General features: G+C 73.6%; 12 protein-coding genes, 2 tRNA genes and 1 riboswitch. Of the genes, 10 read left to right on the top strand and 4 right to left on the bottom strand.

Features of this window, described 5'->3' with window-relative positions; all coding sequences use genetic code 11:
• Nucleotides 1-112: 112 nt before the first annotated feature.
• From KUM32_RS12040 to KUM32_RS12000, 9 genes are all read left to right on the top strand, one after another.
• On the top strand, nt 113-463 hold the full coding sequence (locus tag KUM32_RS12040) for a metallopeptidase family protein (protein ID WP_043383624.1): 351 nt from the start codon (nt 113-115) through the stop codon (nt 461-463).
• A gap of 81 nt (nt 464-544) precedes the next feature.
• Nucleotides 545-1111: a hypothetical protein gene (locus KUM32_RS12035; protein ID WP_217141844.1), complete on the top strand. Its 567-nt coding sequence runs from the start codon at nt 545-547 to the stop codon at nt 1109-1111.
• Between the two features lie 327 nt (nt 1112-1438).
• On the top strand, nt 1439-3682 hold the full coding sequence (locus tag KUM32_RS12030) for a DEAD/DEAH box helicase (RefSeq protein WP_217141843.1): 2244 nt from the start codon (nt 1439-1441) through the stop codon (nt 3680-3682).
• Nucleotides 3683-3813: 131 nt separating this feature from the next.
• A complete protein-coding gene (locus tag KUM32_RS12025; protein WP_217141842.1) occupies nt 3814-5349 on the top strand; it encodes an amino acid permease in 1536 nt (511 codons plus the stop codon).
• A gap of 237 nt (nt 5350-5586) precedes the next feature.
• Nucleotides 5587-5659, top strand: a tRNA-Lys gene (locus KUM32_RS12020).
• 66 nt (nt 5660-5725) lie between these two features.
• Nucleotides 5726-6859 carry a dihydrofolate reductase family protein gene (locus tag KUM32_RS12015; protein WP_217141841.1) on the top strand — a complete coding sequence of 378 codons (1134 nt, stop codon included), beginning with the start codon at nt 5726-5728 and terminating at the stop codon, nt 6857-6859.
• A 64-nt stretch (nt 6860-6923) separates the two neighbouring features.
• A tRNA-Met gene (locus KUM32_RS12010) sits at nt 6924-6997 on the top strand.
• A gap of 177 nt (nt 6998-7174) precedes the next feature.
• A complete protein-coding gene (locus KUM32_RS12005; RefSeq protein WP_217141840.1) occupies nt 7175-8377 on the top strand; it encodes a PP2C family protein-serine/threonine phosphatase in 1203 nt (400 codons plus the stop codon).
• 243 nt (nt 8378-8620) lie between these two features.
• Nucleotides 8621-8777: riboswitch (cyclic di-AMP (ydaO/yuaA leader) on the top strand.
• An 11-nt stretch (nt 8778-8788) separates the two neighbouring features.
• Nucleotides 8789-9823: a M23 family metallopeptidase gene (locus tag KUM32_RS12000; RefSeq protein ID WP_217141839.1), complete on the top strand. Its 1035-nt coding sequence runs from the start codon at nt 8789-8791 to the stop codon at nt 9821-9823.
• A gap of 132 nt (nt 9824-9955) precedes the next feature.
• Here the strand turns inward: KUM32_RS12000 and KUM32_RS11995 are convergent, their stop codons facing one another.
• The 4 genes from KUM32_RS11995 to KUM32_RS11980 all read right to left on the bottom strand — a co-directional run bounded on the left by KUM32_RS11995 (nt 9956) and on the right by KUM32_RS11980 (nt 14964).
• Entirely contained in the window at nt 9956-11302 is a 1347-nt protein-coding gene (locus tag KUM32_RS11995; RefSeq protein WP_217141838.1) for a PrsW family intramembrane metalloprotease, read from the bottom strand.
• Between the two features lie 10 nt (nt 11303-11312).
• The gene (gene trmB, locus KUM32_RS11990) at nt 11313-12233 is read right to left on the bottom strand and encodes a tRNA (guanosine(46)-N7)-methyltransferase TrmB (protein ID WP_217141837.1); all 921 of its coding nucleotides are present in this window, start codon (nt 12231-12233) and stop codon (nt 11313-11315) included.
• A 13-nt stretch (nt 12234-12246) separates the two neighbouring features.
• Entirely contained in the window at nt 12247-13467 is a 1221-nt protein-coding gene (gene lhgO, locus KUM32_RS11985) for an L-2-hydroxyglutarate oxidase (RefSeq protein ID WP_217141836.1), read from the bottom strand.
• Between the two features lie 72 nt (nt 13468-13539).
• On the bottom strand, nt 13540-14964 hold the full coding sequence (locus KUM32_RS11980; protein ID WP_217141835.1) for an MFS transporter: 1425 nt from the start codon (nt 14962-14964) through the stop codon (nt 13540-13542).
• Nucleotides 14965-15644: 680 nt separating this feature from the next.
• Here KUM32_RS11980 and KUM32_RS11975 point away from each other — a divergent pair.
• A complete protein-coding gene (locus tag KUM32_RS11975; RefSeq protein WP_217141834.1) occupies nt 15645-17795 on the top strand; it encodes an asparagine synthase-related protein in 2151 nt (716 codons plus the stop codon).
• The last annotated feature ends 58 nt before the right edge of the window (nt 17796-17853 follow it).

Here is a 17853-nt window from a genome sequence, read left to right as displayed (position 1 = left end):
GTCCGGGGCGGATATGCGGGCGGCGGTCCCCGGCCGCCGGGCCGGGGGAACGGGGTGGGGATGTGGGGCGCGTCTGTGTCGTACCCCACGGTCGTACCGGACAATGGGCCCTGTGCTGGAGATGACGCGCGAGGAGTTCGAGGAACTGGTCGCCGAGGCCCTGGACCGGATCCCGCCGGAGCTGACGCGGCTGATGGACAACGTCGCGGTGTTCGTCGAGGACGAACCGCCGGCCGACGATCCCGAGCTGCTCGGGTTGTACGAGGGGACGCCGCTGACGGAGCGCGGCGAGTGGTACGCGGGGGTGCTGCCGGACCGGATCACTATCTACCGGGGGCCGACGCTGCGGTTCTGTGAGACGCGTGAGGACGTCGTGGCGGAGACCGAGGTGACCGTGGTGCACGAGATCGCGCACCACTTCGGGATCGACGACGCGCGGCTGCACGCCCTCGGGTACGGCTGAGCGGGGCCCGGGGTCGCGTGTCCTCTTGTGGGTGACGGGAGTTGGGCACGTCGACTCCTTGAGACCCGGAGGTGGCCGCCCGTGCGCCCCTTGTACGTACCCGTCCGTCTGGCCGCCGCGGTCGTGGCCGTCGCTGCTGCCTCCGGCTGTATGAGTGTGGGCGACGACGGGGCCGGCGGCGGCGCCAGGCCGTCGCGCTCCGCCGGTGAGCGGGGCGGTGAGGGTGCCGACGGCGGCCCGGAGGCCTCGGGCGGGAACGCCGGGTACGGCGCCGCCGTCGAGGGCGGGCACGGGCGTGCCAGGGAGAAGGGGAAGAAGGCCAAGGGCGACGACGCGCGCGGCGGCAGGGGCAAGGGCGGGGGCGGCGAGGGGAAGAGCGGGGACGCGTCCTCCCCGGCTCCGCCGGCGGCGCGTCCGACGGGGTCCGCTCCGGTGGTGGGCGGCGAGCCGGGCGAACCGGTGCCCACCTGGACGCCGCCCGTGGAGCCCTCGCGGACGGTGGAGCCGGAGCCGACGCCGACCCAGGAGCCGCCCGCCTCGCCGACGCCGGAGCCGACGGTGGCGGAGCCGTCCTCGTCGGCGCACGAGCCGCCGGGAACCCAGCTGGCGCACCGGGAGCCGGCGCCGGAGGCCGGAGTGCCGGTGTAGGCGCGCACGGGGTGCCGACGGGGACGCGCACGGCGCGCGGAAGGGGGCGCGGGCGTAGGCCGGACCCGGGCGCGGAGGGTGTCGCGGGAGCGGGCGGCGACCCGGCTGAGCTGGGCATGTGCTACTCGGTTTGCCTTCTGGGGTGGGGAGTGCGTATGGTGGCAGATCGTTTGATCCCATTTGCCCGGCGCCACCGCAGAGCGCGCCGTGTGGCGCGTACTCTCCCTTGCCGTGGTGGACCGCATCGAGGCGGTCGTATTGCGAATCGCGATTCACGGAGTTGACGGGCGCGTGCCGACGAGAGACTCCGGAAGGTTTCGCATTCGCATGTCCATCATCAGTACTGATCACGTCGTCGTGCCCGAGAACGCCGACATCCCCGAGGGCCCCGAGGCCGTCGAGAACCCCGGCACCGAGGCCGCCGACACGGACACCGTCGGGACCGAGGCCGCCGAGGCCGCTCCCGAGGTGACCTTCGCCGACCTCGGCCTGCCCGAGGGCGTCGTGCGCAAGCTCGCGCAGAACGGCGTGACCAGCCCCTTCCCGATCCAGGCCGCGACCATCCCGGACGCGCTGAAGGGCAAGGACATCCTCGGCCGGGGCCGTACCGGCTCCGGCAAGACCCTCTCCTTCGGTCTGCCGACCCTGGCCACGCTGGCCGGCGGTCGCACCGAGAAGCACAAGCCGCGCGCCGTCATCCTGACGCCGACCCGTGAGCTGGCCATGCAGGTCGCCGACGCGCTCCAGCCCTACGGCGACGTGGTCGGCCTGCGGATGAAGGTCGTCTGCGGCGGTACCTCCATGGGCAACCAGATCTACGCCCTGGAGAAGGGCGTCGACATCCTGGTCGCCACGCCCGGCCGGCTGCGCGACATCATCAAGCGCGGTGCCTGCTCCCTGGAGAACGTGGAGATCGCGGTCCTCGACGAGGCCGACCAGATGTCCGACCTGGGCTTCATGCCCGAGGTCACCGAGCTGCTCGACCAGATCCCGGCGGGCGGCCAGCGGATGCTGTTCTCCGCGACCATGGAGAACGAGATCAAGACCCTCGTCGACCGGTACCTGAAGGACCCGGTCAGCCACGAGGTCGACGCGGCCCAGGGCGCGGTGACGACCATGTCGCACCACATCCTGGTCGTGAAGCCGAAGGACAAGGCGCCGGTCACCGCGGCCATCGCCTCCCGCAAGGGCCGCACCATCATCTTCGTCCGCACCCAGCTGGGCGCCGACCGCGTCGCCGACCAGCTGCGCGAGTCGGGTGTGAAGGCGGACGCGCTGCACGGCGGCATGACCCAGGGCGCGCGCACCCGCACGCTGGCCGACTTCAAGGACGGCTACGTCAACGTCCTGGTCGCCACCGACGTCGCCGCCCGCGGCATCCACGTCGACGGCATCGACCTGGTCCTGAACGTGGACCCGGCCGGTGACCACAAGGACTACCTGCACCGCGCCGGCCGCACGGCCCGCGCCGGCCGTACCGGCACCGTCGTCTCCCTGTCCCTGCCGCACCAGCGGCGGCAGATCTTCCGGCTGATGGAGGACGCGGGCGTCGACGCCACGCGCCACATCATCCAGGGCGGCGCCGCCTTCGAGCCGGAGGTCGCCGAGATCACCGGTGCCCGGTCGATGACCGAGGTCCAGGCGGAGTCCGCGGGCAACGCCGCCCAGCAGGCCGAGCGGGAGGTCGCCCAGCTCACCAAGGAGCTGGAGCGCGCCCAGCGGCGTGCCACCGAGCTGCGCGAGGAGGCGGACCGACTGGTCGCCAGGGTCGCGCGGGAGCGGGGCGAGGACCCGGAGACGGTGCTGGCCGAGGTGGCCGCGGCGGCGTCCGAGCCCGAGGTCTCGCTGCCGGAGCAGCCGGGTGCCCGGGACGTCGACAAGGCCGAGCGCAACGGCGGCAACGGGCAGGACCGCTTCGCGGACCGCGAGCGCGGTGGCCGTTCCTACGAGCGTCGTGACGACCGGGGCGACCGAGGTGGCCGTTCCTTCGAGCGTCGTGACGACCGTGGTGGCCGTTCGTTCGAGCGTCGTGACGACCGACGTGACGACCGCGGCGGTGACCGGGGTGGCTTCCGCCGTGACGACCGGGGCGACGACCGTGGTGGCCGTTCCTTCGACCGGCGCGACGACCGTGGTGGCCGTTCCTTCGACCGGCGCGACGACCGGGGCGGCTTCCGCCGTGACGACCGTGGCGACCGGGGTGACCGTGGTGGTCGTTCCTTCGAGCGTCGTGACGACCGTGGTGGCCGTTCCTTCGAGCGTCGTGACGACCGGGGCGGCTTCCGCCGTGACGACCGTGGCGACCGGGGTGACCGGGGTGGCCGTTCGTTCGACCGCCGTGACGACCGACGTGACGACCGCGGCGGTGACCGGGGTGGCTTCCGCCGCGACGACCGCGGCGACCGCGGCGGGCACCGTGGCAGCGACCGCCCGTTCAACCGCGACCGCCAGGGCGACCGTCCCGGCTTCCGCTCCGGCGGCCACGACCGCCCGTACGGCCGCCGTGACGACCACCGCGGTTCGTCCTTCGGCCGCCGTGACGACAAGCCGCGCTGGAAGCGCAACGGCTGACGGCTGAACAGCCGCCGACCAGCACACACTGAGCGCCGTGGCCCCCACCCCACCGGGTGGGGGCCACGGCGCTCCGCTTTCGGCCGACGAGTGACGCATGTCACGCTCCCGGCGAGGGAATCGCTGGGGGCATGACAGATGACGCCAAGGCGAGTGGGCTGTCGGACGAGGAACGGCTGGCCCAGCTCGGCTACACCCAGGTTCTGGCCCGCCGCATGTCGGCGTTCTCCAACTACGCGGTCTCCTTCACCATCATCTCGGTCCTCTCGGGCTGCCTGACGCTCTATCTGTTCGGCATGAACACGGGCGGTCCCGCCGTCATCACGTGGGGCTGGGTCGCCGTCGGCCTGATGACCCTCTTCGTCGGGCTGGCGATGGCCGAGATCTGCTCGGCGTACCCGACCTCGGCGGGCCTGTACTTCTGGGCGCACCGCCTCGCACCGCCCCGCACGGCCGCGGCCTGGGCGTGGTTCACCGGCTGGTTCAACGTGCTCGGCCAGGTCGCGGTGACCGCCGGCATCGACTTCGGCGCCGCCTCCTTCCTCGGCGCCTACCTGAACCTCCAGTTCGACTTCGAGGTGACGCCCGGCCGCACGATCCTCCTCTTCGCCGCGATCCTCGTCCTGCACGGTCTGCTGAACACCTTCGGCGTCCGCATCGTCGGCCTCCTGAACAGCATCAGCGTCTGGTGGCACGTCCTCGGCGTCGCGGTGATCGTCGGCGCGCTGACCTTCGCCCCCGACCACCACCAGCCGGCGTCGTTCGTCTTCGGCGAGTTCGTGAACAACACGGGCTGGGGCAGCGGCGTCTACGTCGTGCTGATCGGCCTGCTGATGGCCCAGTACACGTTCACCGGCTACGACGCCTCCGCCCACATGACGGAGGAGACGCACGACGCGTCCACGGCCGGCCCGAAGGGCATCGTGCGCTCCATCTGGACGTCCTGGATCGCGGGCTTCGTCCTCCTCCTCGGCTTCACCTTCGCCGTCCAGTCCTACGAGGGGGCCCGCACCTCGCCGACCGGTGCGCCGCCCGCGCAGATCCTGCTCGACGCGCTGGGCGCCAGTGCGGGCAAGCTGCTGCTGCTCGTCGTCATCGGGGCGCAGCTGTTCTGCGGGATGGCGTCGGTGACGGCCAACAGCCGCATGATCTACGCCTTCTCCCGCGACGGCGCGCTGCCCTTCTCCCACCTCTGGCACACGGTGAGCCCGCGCACCCGCACGCCGGTCGCGGCGGTCTGGCTGGCGGCACTGGCCGCGCTGGTCCTCGGCCTGCCGTACCTGATCAATGTCACGGCGTACGCCGCGGTGACGTCGATCGCCGTCATCGGTCTCTACATCGCGTACGTCATCCCGACCCTGCTGCGGGTGCGCAGGGGCGCCGCCTTCGAGCGGGGGCCGTGGCACCTGGGGCGCTGGTCGCAGGTGGTGGGCGTGGTGGCGGTGGTGTGGGTCGGCGTCATCACCGTCCTGTTCATGCTGCCCCAGGTCTCCCCGGTCACGTGGGAGACGTTCAACTACGCGCCGATCGCGGTCCTGGTGGTCCTCGGCTTCGCCGCGACCTGGTGGCTGGCCTCGGCCCGGCACTGGTTCCTCAACCCCGACCACGAACGCACCAGGGCCCGCGCGGCGGCCCGCGCGAACGCCCCCGGGCCGGTGGAGCCGTAATCCCGCTCCCGCGATCGCCCACCCGGCCCTCGCACCCGGCCCTCGCACCCGGTCCCGGATCTCCGGTCCCGGATCTCCCGTGCCCGGATCTCCCGTGCCCGATCTCCGATGCGAGATCTCCTGCGCCCGATCTCCCGCGCCCGATCTCCGATGCGCGATCTCTGATCCCCGATACCCGATCGGAGATGCGGTCGCGTCGGGCTATGCTCGGTGTGGCACCATCACGCCACACCCCTTGGGCCCTTAGCTCAATTGGCAGAGCAGTGGACTTTTAATCCATTGGTTGTGGGTTCGAGTCCCACAGGGCCTACCGCCACGCCCCCAGCTCACGAGCACGACGAGCTGGGGGCGCCGCCGTCCCCCGCTGGAGCGTGCCATGTCCCTCCCGTACGTCCTGCTCTCCGCCGCCGTCTCCCTCGACGGCTACCTGGACGACGCCGGCCCCGAGCGGCTCCTGCTGTCCGGCCCGGCCGACTTCGACCGGGTCGACGAGGTGCGCGCGTCCGTCGACGCCATCCTGGTCGGCGCCGGGACGGTCCGTGCCGACAACCCGCGGCTGCTGGTCGGCTCGGCCGAGCGGCGGGCCGCGCGGGTGGCGGCCGGGGAGGCGGAGTACCCGCTCAAGGTCACGGTCAGTGGGTCGGGCGAGCTGGACCCGGCGGCGCGGTTCTGGCACACGGGCGGGGAGAAGGTCCTCCTGACCACGGACGAGGGCGCCCGGCGGGCCCGCGCACGGGGAATCGCCGCCGACGTCGTGCCGCTCGGCAGCGCACTCGACTGGCGTACGGCGCTGGAGTACCTGCACGCCGCGCGGGGCGTACGCCGGCTCATGGTCGAGGGCGGCGGGACCGTCCACACCCAGCTGCTGCAACAGGAACTCGCCGACGAACTGCAGCTCGTCGTCGCCCCCCTGCTCGTCGGGGACCCGGGGGCGCCCCGCCTGTTCGGGCCCGGCGCCTACCAGGGCGGTCGGCTCGCGCTGGTGGAGACGCGGCGCATCGAGGACGTCGTGCTGATGCGGTACCGGCCCACCGCCCCGGGTACCGGCGGCCGGGTGTCCGCCGCGGACCGGCACTGGCTGGCGCTCGCCTGTGAGCTGGCCGAGCTGTGTCCGCCGTCCGGGACGGCGTTCAGCGTGGGGGCGGTCGTGGTCGCCGCCGACGGTACGGAGCTGGCGCGGGGGCACTCGCGCGAGGCGGGCGACCCCGTCGTCCACGCCGAGGAGGCCGCGCTCGCCAAGGCCTGCCCCGCCGACCCGCGGCTCGCGACCGCCACCGTGTACAGCAGCCTGGAGCCGTGCGCCCGCCGCGCCTCCCGGCCCGCGCCCTGCGCCCGGCTCATCCTCGACGCCGGGGTGCGCCGCGTGGTCACGGCCTGGCGGGAGCCGGACACCTTCGTGCCGGGGGCCGACGGCAGCGGGGTGCTCGCCGCCGGGGGCGCCGCCGTCGTCGTCCTGCCCGAGTACGAGGGGCGGGCGAAGGCGCCGAACCGGCACCTGCCGGAGGGCTGAGACGGCCGTGCGCATACGCGTGTGCGTTCCACCCCCCACATGACGTACACTGGTGACACAACGACGCGGGGTGGAGCAGCTCGGTAGCTCGCTGGGCTCATAACCCAGAGGTCGCAGGTTCAAATCCTGTCCCCGCTACTGAAGACCGAAGGCCGGAATCCATGAGGATTCCGGCCTTCGGTGCGTCGGCCCGGCCCGTGGGCCGGTGACGTCATCCGGTCGGCCCTCACGGCTCGCCCCCCGCCCCCGCTCCGGGAAACCTGGATTGACGGGACGGCAAGCGGCGTGACGTCGCGGGGTGGCGGGAGACGAGTGGTGCGGCCAGGTGACGTGGCAGACGAGGGACCGTACGCCCGGGCCGGCGGCCGGCTCCCCGGCGACCCCGTGCCCGACCCCGGCCTCGGTGACAAGGTGGCGCTCCCGCCGCCCGCGGGGCCCGGCCGGCGGTGGCGGACCGCGTACGGACGGACCCTCGTACGCCTGCTCCCCGTGCTGCTGATCGTCAGCGCCGTCCTGTACGACGTCCTGACCCCGCGGTACTTCACCGCGGGCCCCCTCTACACGGCCGCCCCGCTGGTCGCCGCCCCGGTCTACTCACGGCGCGGCACGGTGCTCACCGGCGTCGCCGCCGTCGTCGCCGTGATCGGGCTCCAGCTCACCAAGGGTGTCGCCCACTACGTCGACTCCCTCACGGAGCTGATCACCATCGCGACGGTCGCGGCGCTCGCCGTCCTCGTCAACGCCTTCGTCCGCCGCACCGACGAGCGTCTCGTGTCCGTCCGTGAGATCGCCGAGGCCGCCCAGCGCGCCGTGCTGCCCGAGCCCGCCGAGCGGATCGGCGGCTTCGAGATCGCCGCCCGCTACGAGGCCGCGCAGGCCGACGCCTTCATCGGCGGTGACCTGTACGCGGTGCAGGACAGCGCGCACGGCGTGCGGCTCATCGTCGGGGACGTGCGGGGCAAGGGCATGGGCGCGGTGGCCGCCGTCGCGGTCGTGATCGGCGCCTTCCGGGAGGCCGCCGAGCAGGAGTCGACGCTGGAGGCGGTGGCGCAGCGCCTGGAACGGGCCCTGGCTCGCGAGGGCACCCGGCGGGAAGGCCTGGACGCCTTCGAGGGGTTCACCACCGCAGTCCTCGCCGAACTCCCGCACGGCGCGGGCGTGGTCCGCATCGTCAACCGGGGCCATCCGCCACCCCTGCTGCTGTACGCCGACGGCACCCTGCTCTCGCTGCCCGCCCGGGAGTCGGCGCTGCCGCTCGGCATGGGAGAGCTGGGTGTGTGGCCCGACCGGGCGGAGGAGGTCGACTTCCCCGGTGGGGCCACGCTGCTGCTGTACACCGACGGCCTGTCGGAAGCCCGCGACGACCGGAACGCGTTCTACGAGCCGCACGAGCGCCTGGCCGGTTCCGTCTTCCGGCATCCGGCCCGACTGCTCGACACCCTGGCCGAAGACGTGCGCCGGCACTCCGGTGGCGGCATGGCGGACGACATGGCCCTGCTCGCCGTACGACGGCCCTGACCGTCATCACGATCGGTGACGGTGCGAGCGCCCTCCGCATAACAACTGACACACCATCAGAAGAGGCCTGGAGGGAAGGCGCCGCTGAGGGGTGGTCAAGTCGCCCTGTTTTCGCCGCTCGTGAGGCTTACGTCCGCCGGGGATCCGTTAACGATCAAGCGGAACGGCTTGGAATCCGAGGCCCCCGTCTATTAACGTTCGATAACGCAGCGCGGTCGTCCCAGCCGTCACAGAAGGCGGCTCCGTGCGCACGCGCCGAATCCCGTAAGGGAACCGGGGAACCACCACCTTGGGGTGAATCGGGCGTATGCCGCCGTGGAGACACGGCCGGTATACGCGCGTAGGAGACCTTCCTGCTCCGAACCCGTCAGCTAACCCGGTAGGCGGAAGGAAGGAAAGGAGTACGCCCACGTGGCGTCCAACCGGCCTGCCCCCGAGGCCCCGTTCGTGCCCAGCGGGCACGGCACCGACACCTTCGGCTACGACGGCCACCGCGCCGAAGAGGGCCCCTGGGAGGAATGGAACCCCACCGAGGAGTCCATCCGCCCCGTACGCGGCCGGCACCGCGTCGCCAAGCAGCGCGGCGGGCTCGCCCGCAGCTCCACCGTCCTCGGCGTCGGTGTCATCGCCGCCGTCGGAGCGGGCGGCATGGCCAGCGCGCAGACCGGCAAGCCGCCGGTGCCGATCTCCATGCCGGACCTGCCGAACGTGGGCTCGCTGATCTCCGACAGCGACGAGGAGCCGGAGCCGCAGGGCACCGCCACCCCCCTCAGCAGCATCGGCACGACCTCCACCGACACCACGGAGGGCACCACCGACGCCGGTGAGACCCTGCGGGCCCGGATCATGGCGCAGGCCGAGCAGCAGCAGGCCCAGGTCGAGAGCAAGGCCGCCGCGGAGGCTGCGGCCGCCGCCGAGAAGCAGGCCGCGGAAGCCGCCGCCAAGGCGGAGAGGGAAGCCAAGGCCAAGGCCGCCGCCGCCAAGAAGAAGGCGGAGGAGGAGGCCGCGAAGAAGGCCGAGGCCGAGCGGCTCGCGAAGCTGGCCAAGCAGTACACGCTGCCGACCTCCTCGTACACGATCTCCTCCACCTTCGGCCAGGCCGGCGCCTACTGGTCCTCCGGTCACCACACCGGCCTCGACTTCGCCGCACCCACGGGCACGCTGCTCAAGGCGGTGCACAGCGGCACGATCACGTCGGCCGGCTATGACGGGTCGTACGGCTACAAGACGGTGCTCACCCTCGAGGACGGCACCGAGATCTGGTACGCCCACCAGTCCTCCATCAGCGTCAGCGTCGGCCAGAAGGTCAGCACCGGTGACGTCATCGGCCGCGTCGGCGCCACCGGCAACGTCACGGGCGCCCACCTCCACCTGGAGGTCCACACGGCCTCGGGCGGCGGCGTCGACCCCATGGCGTGGCTGCAGAGCAAGGGCCTCACTCTCTGAGCCGCACCGTTCCCGGCGCCCGCCGCCGCTGATCCCCGGCGGTCCTGACGCAGACCCCCCGACGTCAGGGCTGCCGGTCCCCGCGGAAGCCGTTCGCCCAGGCCTCGCCGCCAGGGCCGGACGTCCGGGCGGCTATCGCTGGTAGGGACGGGGCGACGGGTACGGCAGATACCAGTGCGGCGCGGGGTACTGCGGCGGCACCGGCGTCGTGGAGACGTAGCCGTACGGGCCGTGGCATGGGTAGGGGCCGTACGCCCCGGGCCCCCGCCACGGTGGCACGGCCCGCGGCGCCGTGACGAGGGCCGCGTGCTCCAGGGCCGGACGTGCCGCGTCCCGTCGCTGCCACAGGGCGTCCAGCAGTTCCCGCTCCCGTACGACGTAGTCGGCGCCCGCCCTGCCCCGGCGCCCCCGCTGCCGCAGGAAGGCCAGTGAGGTCGCGTACGCCTCGTACTGCGCCACCGCCCGCGCCGCCGGCTTCCCGGCGTGCCGGCGGGCGTGCTGCCGGGCGATGCGGCGGGCGCGCATCGAGCCGAGGACGAACGGCTCCGCCGGCGCCAGCCACCCGGCCGCCACGTACGCGGGCAGTTCGGCCCGCACGGTGCCCAGTTCGCGCTGCCGGGTCCAGATCACCAGCCAGGTCAGCAGGCCGAACGCGGGGAGCATGAAGGCCGCGTACACCGCGAGGAAGCCGTACTCGCCGAACGAGGCCGAACCGTTCCACAGGGCGTGCATGCCCATCGCGAGCAGCAGACCGGACAGCGGGAGCAGGGCGCGGTGCAGGTGCCGGCGGTCGGCCAGGAGCGCGGCGGCGCCGAAGCCGATGCCGGTGAGCACGGTGAACAGCGGGTGGGCGAACGGCGACATCACGATGCGGACGAAGAAGGTCGCGGCCGTGACGGAGGCGATGCCGCTGTCGCCGGTGAGCTGGTCGGTGCCGAAGGCGGTGCCCAGGTAGAGGATGTTCTCGGTGAAGGCGAAGCCGGTGGCGGTGACACCGGCGACCACCACGCCGTCGACGATGCCGGTGAAGTCCCGTCTGCGGAAGAGGAAGACCAGCAGGACGGCGGCGGCCTTGGCGGACTCCTCGACGACCGGGGCTATGACCGTGGCGCCGAGGGTGTCCGCGCCGGCCGGGTCGGCGGTGGCCGTCGCTATCCATCGCGTCGCGAAGCTGTTCGCGACGATCGCTATCAACGCCGCCGCGCAGGCGCCCCAGGAGAAGCAGAACAGCAGGTTCCGCCGGGGCCCGGGGTCGACCCGGTCCAGCCAGCGGAACGCGGCCACGAGCAGCGGCACGGGCAGCACCGCGAGACCCAGCCCCACCAGGAACCCCCGCGTCCCGGTCTGTTCGCGCACCAGGGCCAGGATCACCAGGCCGGAGAGCGCCAGCAGGGTGATCAGCGCGCCGTGACGCACCCAGGTGCGCTGCCACCAGTGCGGACGCGGCGGATACGTCGGATACGGGGGACAGGTGGCCACGGCATGGACCCTAACCGGTGGGGGGCTGCTCCTTGTACTGGTCGCGGCCCTGTCCGCGCTGCGGTACGGGGTGCGACACGGAGTGCTGTACGCGGCGGAAGAGCAAGTCGTTCACCACGTGTCCCTTGTCCAGTCCCTGGCCCTCGAAACGGGTCAGCGGCCGGTGGGCGGGGCGCGGCGCGTAACCGCCGCCGGGCACGGTGTTCTCGAAGTCGGGGTGCGCGGTGAGGACCTCGAGCATCTGCTCCGCGTACGGCTCCCAGTCGGTGGCGCAGTGCACGACGGCTCCCGGCGCGAGCCTGGACGCCGCCAGGGTCAGGAACTCCGGCTGGATCAGCCGGCGCTTGTGGTGCCGCTTCTTGGGCCAGGGGTCGGGGAAGTACACGCGCAGGCCGGCGAGGGAGTCGGGGGCGAGCATCTCGCGCAGGAGGATGATCGCGTCGCCGTTGCCCACCCGGATGTTGGACAGCCCTCCCCCGCTCTCGGCTTCGCCCGAGCGGGGGGACCCCCATCGCTCCGCGAGGGAGAGCAGGTTGCCCTGGCCGGGGGTGTGGACGTCCACGGCGAGGATGTTGGTGTCCGGGTCGGCGGCGGCCATCTGGGCGGTGGCCTCGCCCATGCCGAAGCCGATCTCCAGGACGACGGGCCGGGTGTTCCCGAACAGCTCGGCGAGGTCGATGACCCGCTGCCCGTCGATGTCCAGGCCCCACTTCGGCCACAGCCGCTGCAACGCGTCCGCCTGCCCGGCGGTCACCCGGCTGCGCCGGGGCTGGAAGCTGCGGATCCGCCGCTCGAAGTGCGACCCGGCGGGGTCGGCCTTGGGCCCGTCCGGGAACCGGGGCTCGCCCTTGGCACGGGTGTGCCGCAGGGACGCGCCGTCCTGGGGGGCGGCTGGCTGGGGGGCGTCGGAGGCGCTGCGGAAATCAGACACAGTGCCCCCAATTTTACGGCCGTCCGAGCATGGCCAGCGCCCTGCGCCCCACCTCCCGCCCGATCGGCAGCGCCGCCGTGGCAGCGGGCGACGGCGCGTTCAGGACGTGTACGGCGTGGGCGCCCTCGCGGATCAGGAAGTCGTCCACCAGCGTCCCGTCCGCGAGCACCGCCTGGGCCCGCACCCCCGCGGCCGTCGGCACCAGGTCCGCCTCCGTCACGCCGGGCAGCAGCCTGCGGACCGCCGCGGTGAACGCTCCCTTGGACAGCGACCGCCGCAGTTCGCCGGCGCCGTATCGCCAGTGCCGCCCGGCCAGCCGCCACGCACCCGGCCAGGCCAGCGTCCCGCCCAGCTCGCGGGGCCGCACCACGCCCCAGCCGTAGCCCTCCCGGGCGAGGGCCGGGACCGCGTTCGGCCCGATGTGCACGCTCTGGTCGATGCCGCGCGTCAGGTGCACCCCGAGGAACGGGAAGGCCGGGTCCGGCACGGGATAGACCAGCCCCCGCACCATCGCGGGCCGCGCCAGCTCGTAGTACTCGCCCCGGAAGGGGATGATCCGCATGCCCGGGTCGTCCCCGGTCATCCGGGCGATCTCGTCGCAGCGCAGCCCGGCGCAGTTCACCAGGACCCGGGCGCGGAGCACGTCACCGGAGCCGGTGCGGACGGCGACCCCGAGGCCCGGGCGCCGGTCGATGTGCCGCACCTCGGCGTCGTAGCGGATCCGCGCGCCCGATGCCCGGGCCAGCTGCCGGGCCACGGCGACGTAGTCGCAGACGCCGGTCGTGCCGACGTGTATGGCCGCGAGGCCGCGGACCTCCGGCTCGTACTCCGTGATCTGGGCGGCGCCCAGCTCGCGCACCGGTATGCCGTTCTCCCGGCCGCGCTGCACGAGCGCGTGCAGGCGGGGCAGCTCCGCCCGGTCGGTGGCGACGATCAGCTTGCCGGTGACCGCGTGGTCGATGCCGTACTCGGCGCAGAACTTGACCATCTCCGCGGCGCCCCGCACCGCGTAGCGCGCCTTCAGGGAACCCGGGCGGTAGTAGACACCGCTGTGGATGACGCCGCTGTTGCGGCCCGTCTGGTGCCGGGCCGGGCCCGGTTCCTTCTCCAGCACCGTGACGCGGGTGCCGGGCGCGGCGCGGCTGATCGCGTACGCCGTGGACAGGCCGACGATCCCGCCACCGATCACCAGCACGTCGCAGTCGTATGCGCTCTCGGCCCGCACGCGTTCCACCTCCGGCCCACCTCCCGGCTTCGATAGTGCACTGCGCCACTGACAATGCCTTCAAACCCGGAACGGGCGGGCTCAGGCCGACGTCGTCAGGAGCGGACGGGCGCGCTCGCGCAGCTCGGCCACGCGGGGCTCGTCGCCGTACGGCTCCAGGCGGTGCAGGAGATCCCTGACGTACTCGGTGGTGCGCGCGGAGGAGATGCGGCCGGCCACCTCGACCGCCCGCACGCCCTGCTCGCAGGCCGCGTCCAGATTGCCCGACTCCAGCTCGGCCACCGCCGAGACGACGAGCCGGAGGCCGTGCGAGCGTACGAACTCCTCCGTCGGCTTCGACAGGGCCTGCTCGGTGAAGCGGCGGACCTGGCGTGGTGCCTTCAGGTCGCGGTAGCACTCGGCCGCGTCGGCGGCGAACCGGTCGTAGGAGTAGAAACCCAGCCAGGTCGGGTCGCTGTCGCCGGGCCGGGCGCGCTCCAGCCAGCTCTCGGCCGCCTTCAGGGCGGCGCCGGCCGCCGGTGCGTCACCCGCGCGCGCGTGTGCGCGGGCCTCGACCAGGCGGAAGAAGCTCATGGTGCGGGCTGTGGCCAGGCCCCGGTTGCGTTCGAGGGCGGCCTGCGCGAGGTCCACTCCCTCGTCGCCGAAGCCGCGGTAGGTCGCCTGGAGCGACATGGAGGCGAGTACGTAGCCGCCCAGGGGGACGTCGGCCGCCGCGCGGGCCAGGCGCAGGGCCTGGATGTAGTAGCGCTGGGCCGCCTCCTGCTGGCCGGTGTCGAAGGCCATCCAGCCCGCCAGACGGGTCAGTTCGGCCGAGGCGCCGAACAGGGCGCGGCCGACCTCGTCGGAGTAGGAGCCGAGGAGCAGGGGCGCGGCCTCGACGCGTAAGCACTCGGGGACCATCGACGAACGCCAGTCGCCGCCGCCGTACTTGGAGTCCCATCGGCGGGCGTCCTCGGCGGCCTCCCGCAGTTTCTGCACATCGCTGTGGCCGACTTTGAGCGGTGCGCCGGAGCCCTCGGCCGGGCTCGCGTCGCGCGCCACCGAGCTGTCGGCCGGGGTTATCAGCCACCGCGAGGCGGGCGTTGCGTATGCGCTCACTGCGAACGATCCGGCGAGCGACTGCCAGATGCCGCCGGAGCCGGCCCGGCGGCCGGCGAGGTCGAGACGGTAGAGCTCGGTGGCGGACCTGACCGCCTGGCCGACGTCCCGCGGGAAGGCGAGGCCCACCTCGGGGGCGGGGTCCGCGTCCGCCAGGCCGATCTCGTGGAGCGGTACCGGGCGGCCGAGCTTCTGGCCGATGGCGGCGGCGATGAGGTGCGGTGCCGCACCCTGCGGCACCATGCCCTTCGACACCCAGCGCGCCACCGACGTCTTGTCGTAGCGAAGAGTCAACCCGCGTTGGGCGCCGAGGTCGTTGACGCGCCGCGCGAGTCCTGCGTTGCTGATTCCCGCGAGGGCGAGAACCGTGCCGAGCTTTTCGTTCGGCCCGCGTTGCTCCCTGGACATGCGCCACCCCTCGACACAGACGGCTGCCGCGCTGGCATAACCACGCGGCATTCGTAAACCCAGCGTAGTTCGCCGCATCCCATGCGTTAAGAGGCATTGTTCCGGATGGCGGGATTGTGGTCCGTACTGAAGTGCGGCGCGTGCACGGTCTGTTGCGGCGCGCTCCCGCTGTGTGGCCGTGCGCCCGTCCGTGCGCTCTACTCCGGCCACCGGGGGAGCGGTTCCATGGGGACGCGTGGGCCGGCCCGCTGTACTGGATCCGGTGGGCTGGGGGATGCCGCCGCCTACATCCCCGCGGGCGGCGGACCGGTCCGGGGGGCGTGCCTCGCCCCCCGGACCGCGCACCGCCGGGCGGTGCGCAAAGCCTGTACGGAGCGTGTTCGAACGCGTCCATGCGACGTCGATTCGGCCGAAAATCGACCCTGGGGGTATCAGGGGAGTACCGCCCTCACCATGGGAGTTGAGGGCGCTCCGGGGAGCCAAACGGCGCGATACGGGGGCGCATTCGCGTCGTCTTCGCGCTCTCGGACAGGCAGTCGGCGTTCTCGCGCGGGTCTCCGCGGGGGCGCATTCATGGGAGCACACGCGGCTCCGCCGACGCTCTGCGGCGCGCCCTTCATGGCAGCATGGGGAACCAGTTCGTACGGTGCACTGGTTGTCCCCAGCCTGTGGAGGCGTCGATGCGGTGGTTGGTGGGGTGGAGCAGTGCCGCCATGGCCGCGCCAGGCGCCGGAGCGGGCGGTTCCGCGGGGGCCACCGGGTACGACGGCGAGACCGTACAGCCCGTGGGATCCCAGATGGTGTGGGGCGACCCCGACCCCCTGTGGGCGGTCGGCGACTGGCGCCCCGACGAGGTGCGCGTCGTCACGGCGGACCCGCAGACCCGGATCGCCGTCCTCGGCATCTGCGGCGCGTCCGACGAGCAGCTGAGGGTCGGGCTGTTCGCCGCGCGGGGAGGGGCACTTCGGCACCTGACGGCGTGGCCCGGCAGCTACACGGCCGTCGTCCAGGTGGGGCGGCGCATCACCGTCTGCGGTGACCTCGCGGGCGTACGGCCGGTGTTCCACACCCCCTGGGCCGGCGGCACCGCGTACGCGACCGCCGCGCTGCCCCTGGCCGACCTCGTCGAGGCCAACCTCGACTTCGGGTACCTCGCCGCGCTGCTCGCCGCGCCCGACGTGCCGGCCGCGCTGGACGACGCCACCCCGTACGACGGCGTGAAGCGCGTTCCGCCGGGGCACGCGCTCATCCTTCGCGCCGGGGCGCGCGAGATCGCCGGGTACGAGCCGGTGGCCTCCCTCGCCGTGGCGGCGCCCCCGGCCGACCCCGGCCGGGCGGTGGACGGCGTGCGGGACGCCCTGGTCGAGGCCGTGCGGACGCGTCTGGCCGCGCCCCGGCACGTCCCCGGGGACGGCATCGACCCCGGGCCGGTGCCCGGCATGGGGCCCGCGGAACGACGCGCCGCGCGTGGCATGCCGGTCCCCGGGATCGGCGCCGACCTGTCCGGCGGACCGGCCTCGGGGACGCTGGCGCTGCTGGCCGCCGGGCTGCCGGGGTCGCCGGGGACCGTGCTCGGGCACGGCACGGGGGCGGGGGAGCGCCTGCTGGCCGTCACCTTCAACGACCTGGCCGTCGGCGGGCAGGAGTCCGAGCTGGAGCGGGCGGGTGCGCTGGCCGCCAACCCGCGGCTGCACCATGTGGTCGTCGCCGGTGACGAGACGGTGCTGCCGTACGCCGCGCTGGACGGGCCGCTGACGGACGAACCGGGCTCCTGCCTCGTCGCGGCGGCCCGGCATCGGGCGCGGCTGGCCGCGGGCAGTGCCGACCACTTCACGGGGTACGGCGCGCGGCAGGTGCTGGACGCGCATCCGGCGCGGCTGGCCGATCTGCTGATGGACCGCAAGCGGCGCCATCTCGTACGGCCGGTCGCCGCGCTGGCCAAGGCCGACGGTTCCGTGCTGGTGCCCGCGCGCGTGTACGCCGCGGCGCGGCGGCTCGCGCGGACGCCGTACCGCACCGGGCTCGAGGTGCTCGCCGAACGGCTGCTGCGCCGGCGTTTCGACACACCTGGTGACGGGGCCATGGAGGCGTCGCTCGCCGTGCTCTCCTGGGCGGGGCCGGGGCCCGCGGCGCGGTGGCTGACCGGAGAGGCGCTGGCCGAAGTATCGGTTCGTCTGCAGACGTCCTCCCAGCGGTCCGGGGTCGGTCCGGGGCAGCGGCCCGGTGACTTCCGGGCGCGGGCGGCACTGGCCCGGCAGGCGGCGGACGTGCGGGTGCTGGAGCAGGCCGCCGAGATCCGCTTCCAGCGGTTGCACACGCCGTTCCTCGACAACCAGGTCGTCCGCGCGTGCCGTGCGCTGCCGGAGGCGCTGCGGGTGCAGCCGGGGGCCCGTGCGGCGATCCTGCGGACGGTGCTGGAGGGGGCGGGGGTGAGCGATCTGCCGAGCGGCTGGGGTGCGCCGACGCAGGCGGTGGCGGCGTCCGCCGCGCGGACGGGGCTGCGGGTCGCCGCGGACTCCCTGCTGGGGTTGTTCGACACGCCGTTGCTCGCGGAGGCGGGGCTGGTCGAGGCGCGGACCGTGCGGAAGGCGGTGCGGGGGGCCGCGGCGGGCGAGGCGTTGCCGCTGGACGGGCTGGCCGACCTGGTCTCCCTGGAGCTGTGGCTTCGGCGCCTTCTCGCCCGGCGTGGCACCTGCTGGACGGGTACGCCGGCGCGGCAGCGCGCGGTGCCGGCGGGGATCGCGCCCCGGCGGGGGGCGCTGGGCGGGGCGGCCGGCCCGACGGGGGCGGGGGCTGTGGTGCGGGTGCCTCCGGCGGGTGGGATGGGGTGACACCTGCGGGGGCCTCCGGCGGTGGGCCGGGGCGGTGCCTGTGCCGCCGGTGGTGGGC

The organism is Streptomyces sp. AC627_RSS907 (genome assembly GCF_019049165.1).
Note: the sequence above shows the minus strand (reverse complement) of the source record. Positions and strands in the feature narration are given on the sequence as shown.

Bases quoted from the DNA above. Each gene is read 5' to 3' on its own strand.
- KUM32_RS12030 (WP_217141843.1), top strand. From the start codon at position 1,439: ATGTCCATCATCAGTACTGATCACGTCGTCGTGCCCGAGAACGCCGAC.
- KUM32_RS11975 (WP_217141834.1), top strand. From the start codon at position 15,645: ATGCGGTGGTTGGTGGGGTGGAGCAGTGCCGCCATGGCCGCGCCAGGC.
- KUM32_RS12025 (WP_217141842.1), top strand. From the start codon at position 3,814: ATGACAGATGACGCCAAGGCGAGTGGGCTGTCGGACGAGGAACGGCTG.
- KUM32_RS11980 (WP_217141835.1), bottom strand. From the start codon at position 14,964: ATGTCCAGGGAGCAACGCGGGCCGAACGAAAAGCTCGGCACGGTTCTC.
- KUM32_RS12015 (WP_217141841.1), top strand. From the start codon at position 5,726: ATGTCCCTCCCGTACGTCCTGCTCTCCGCCGCCGTCTCCCTCGACGGC.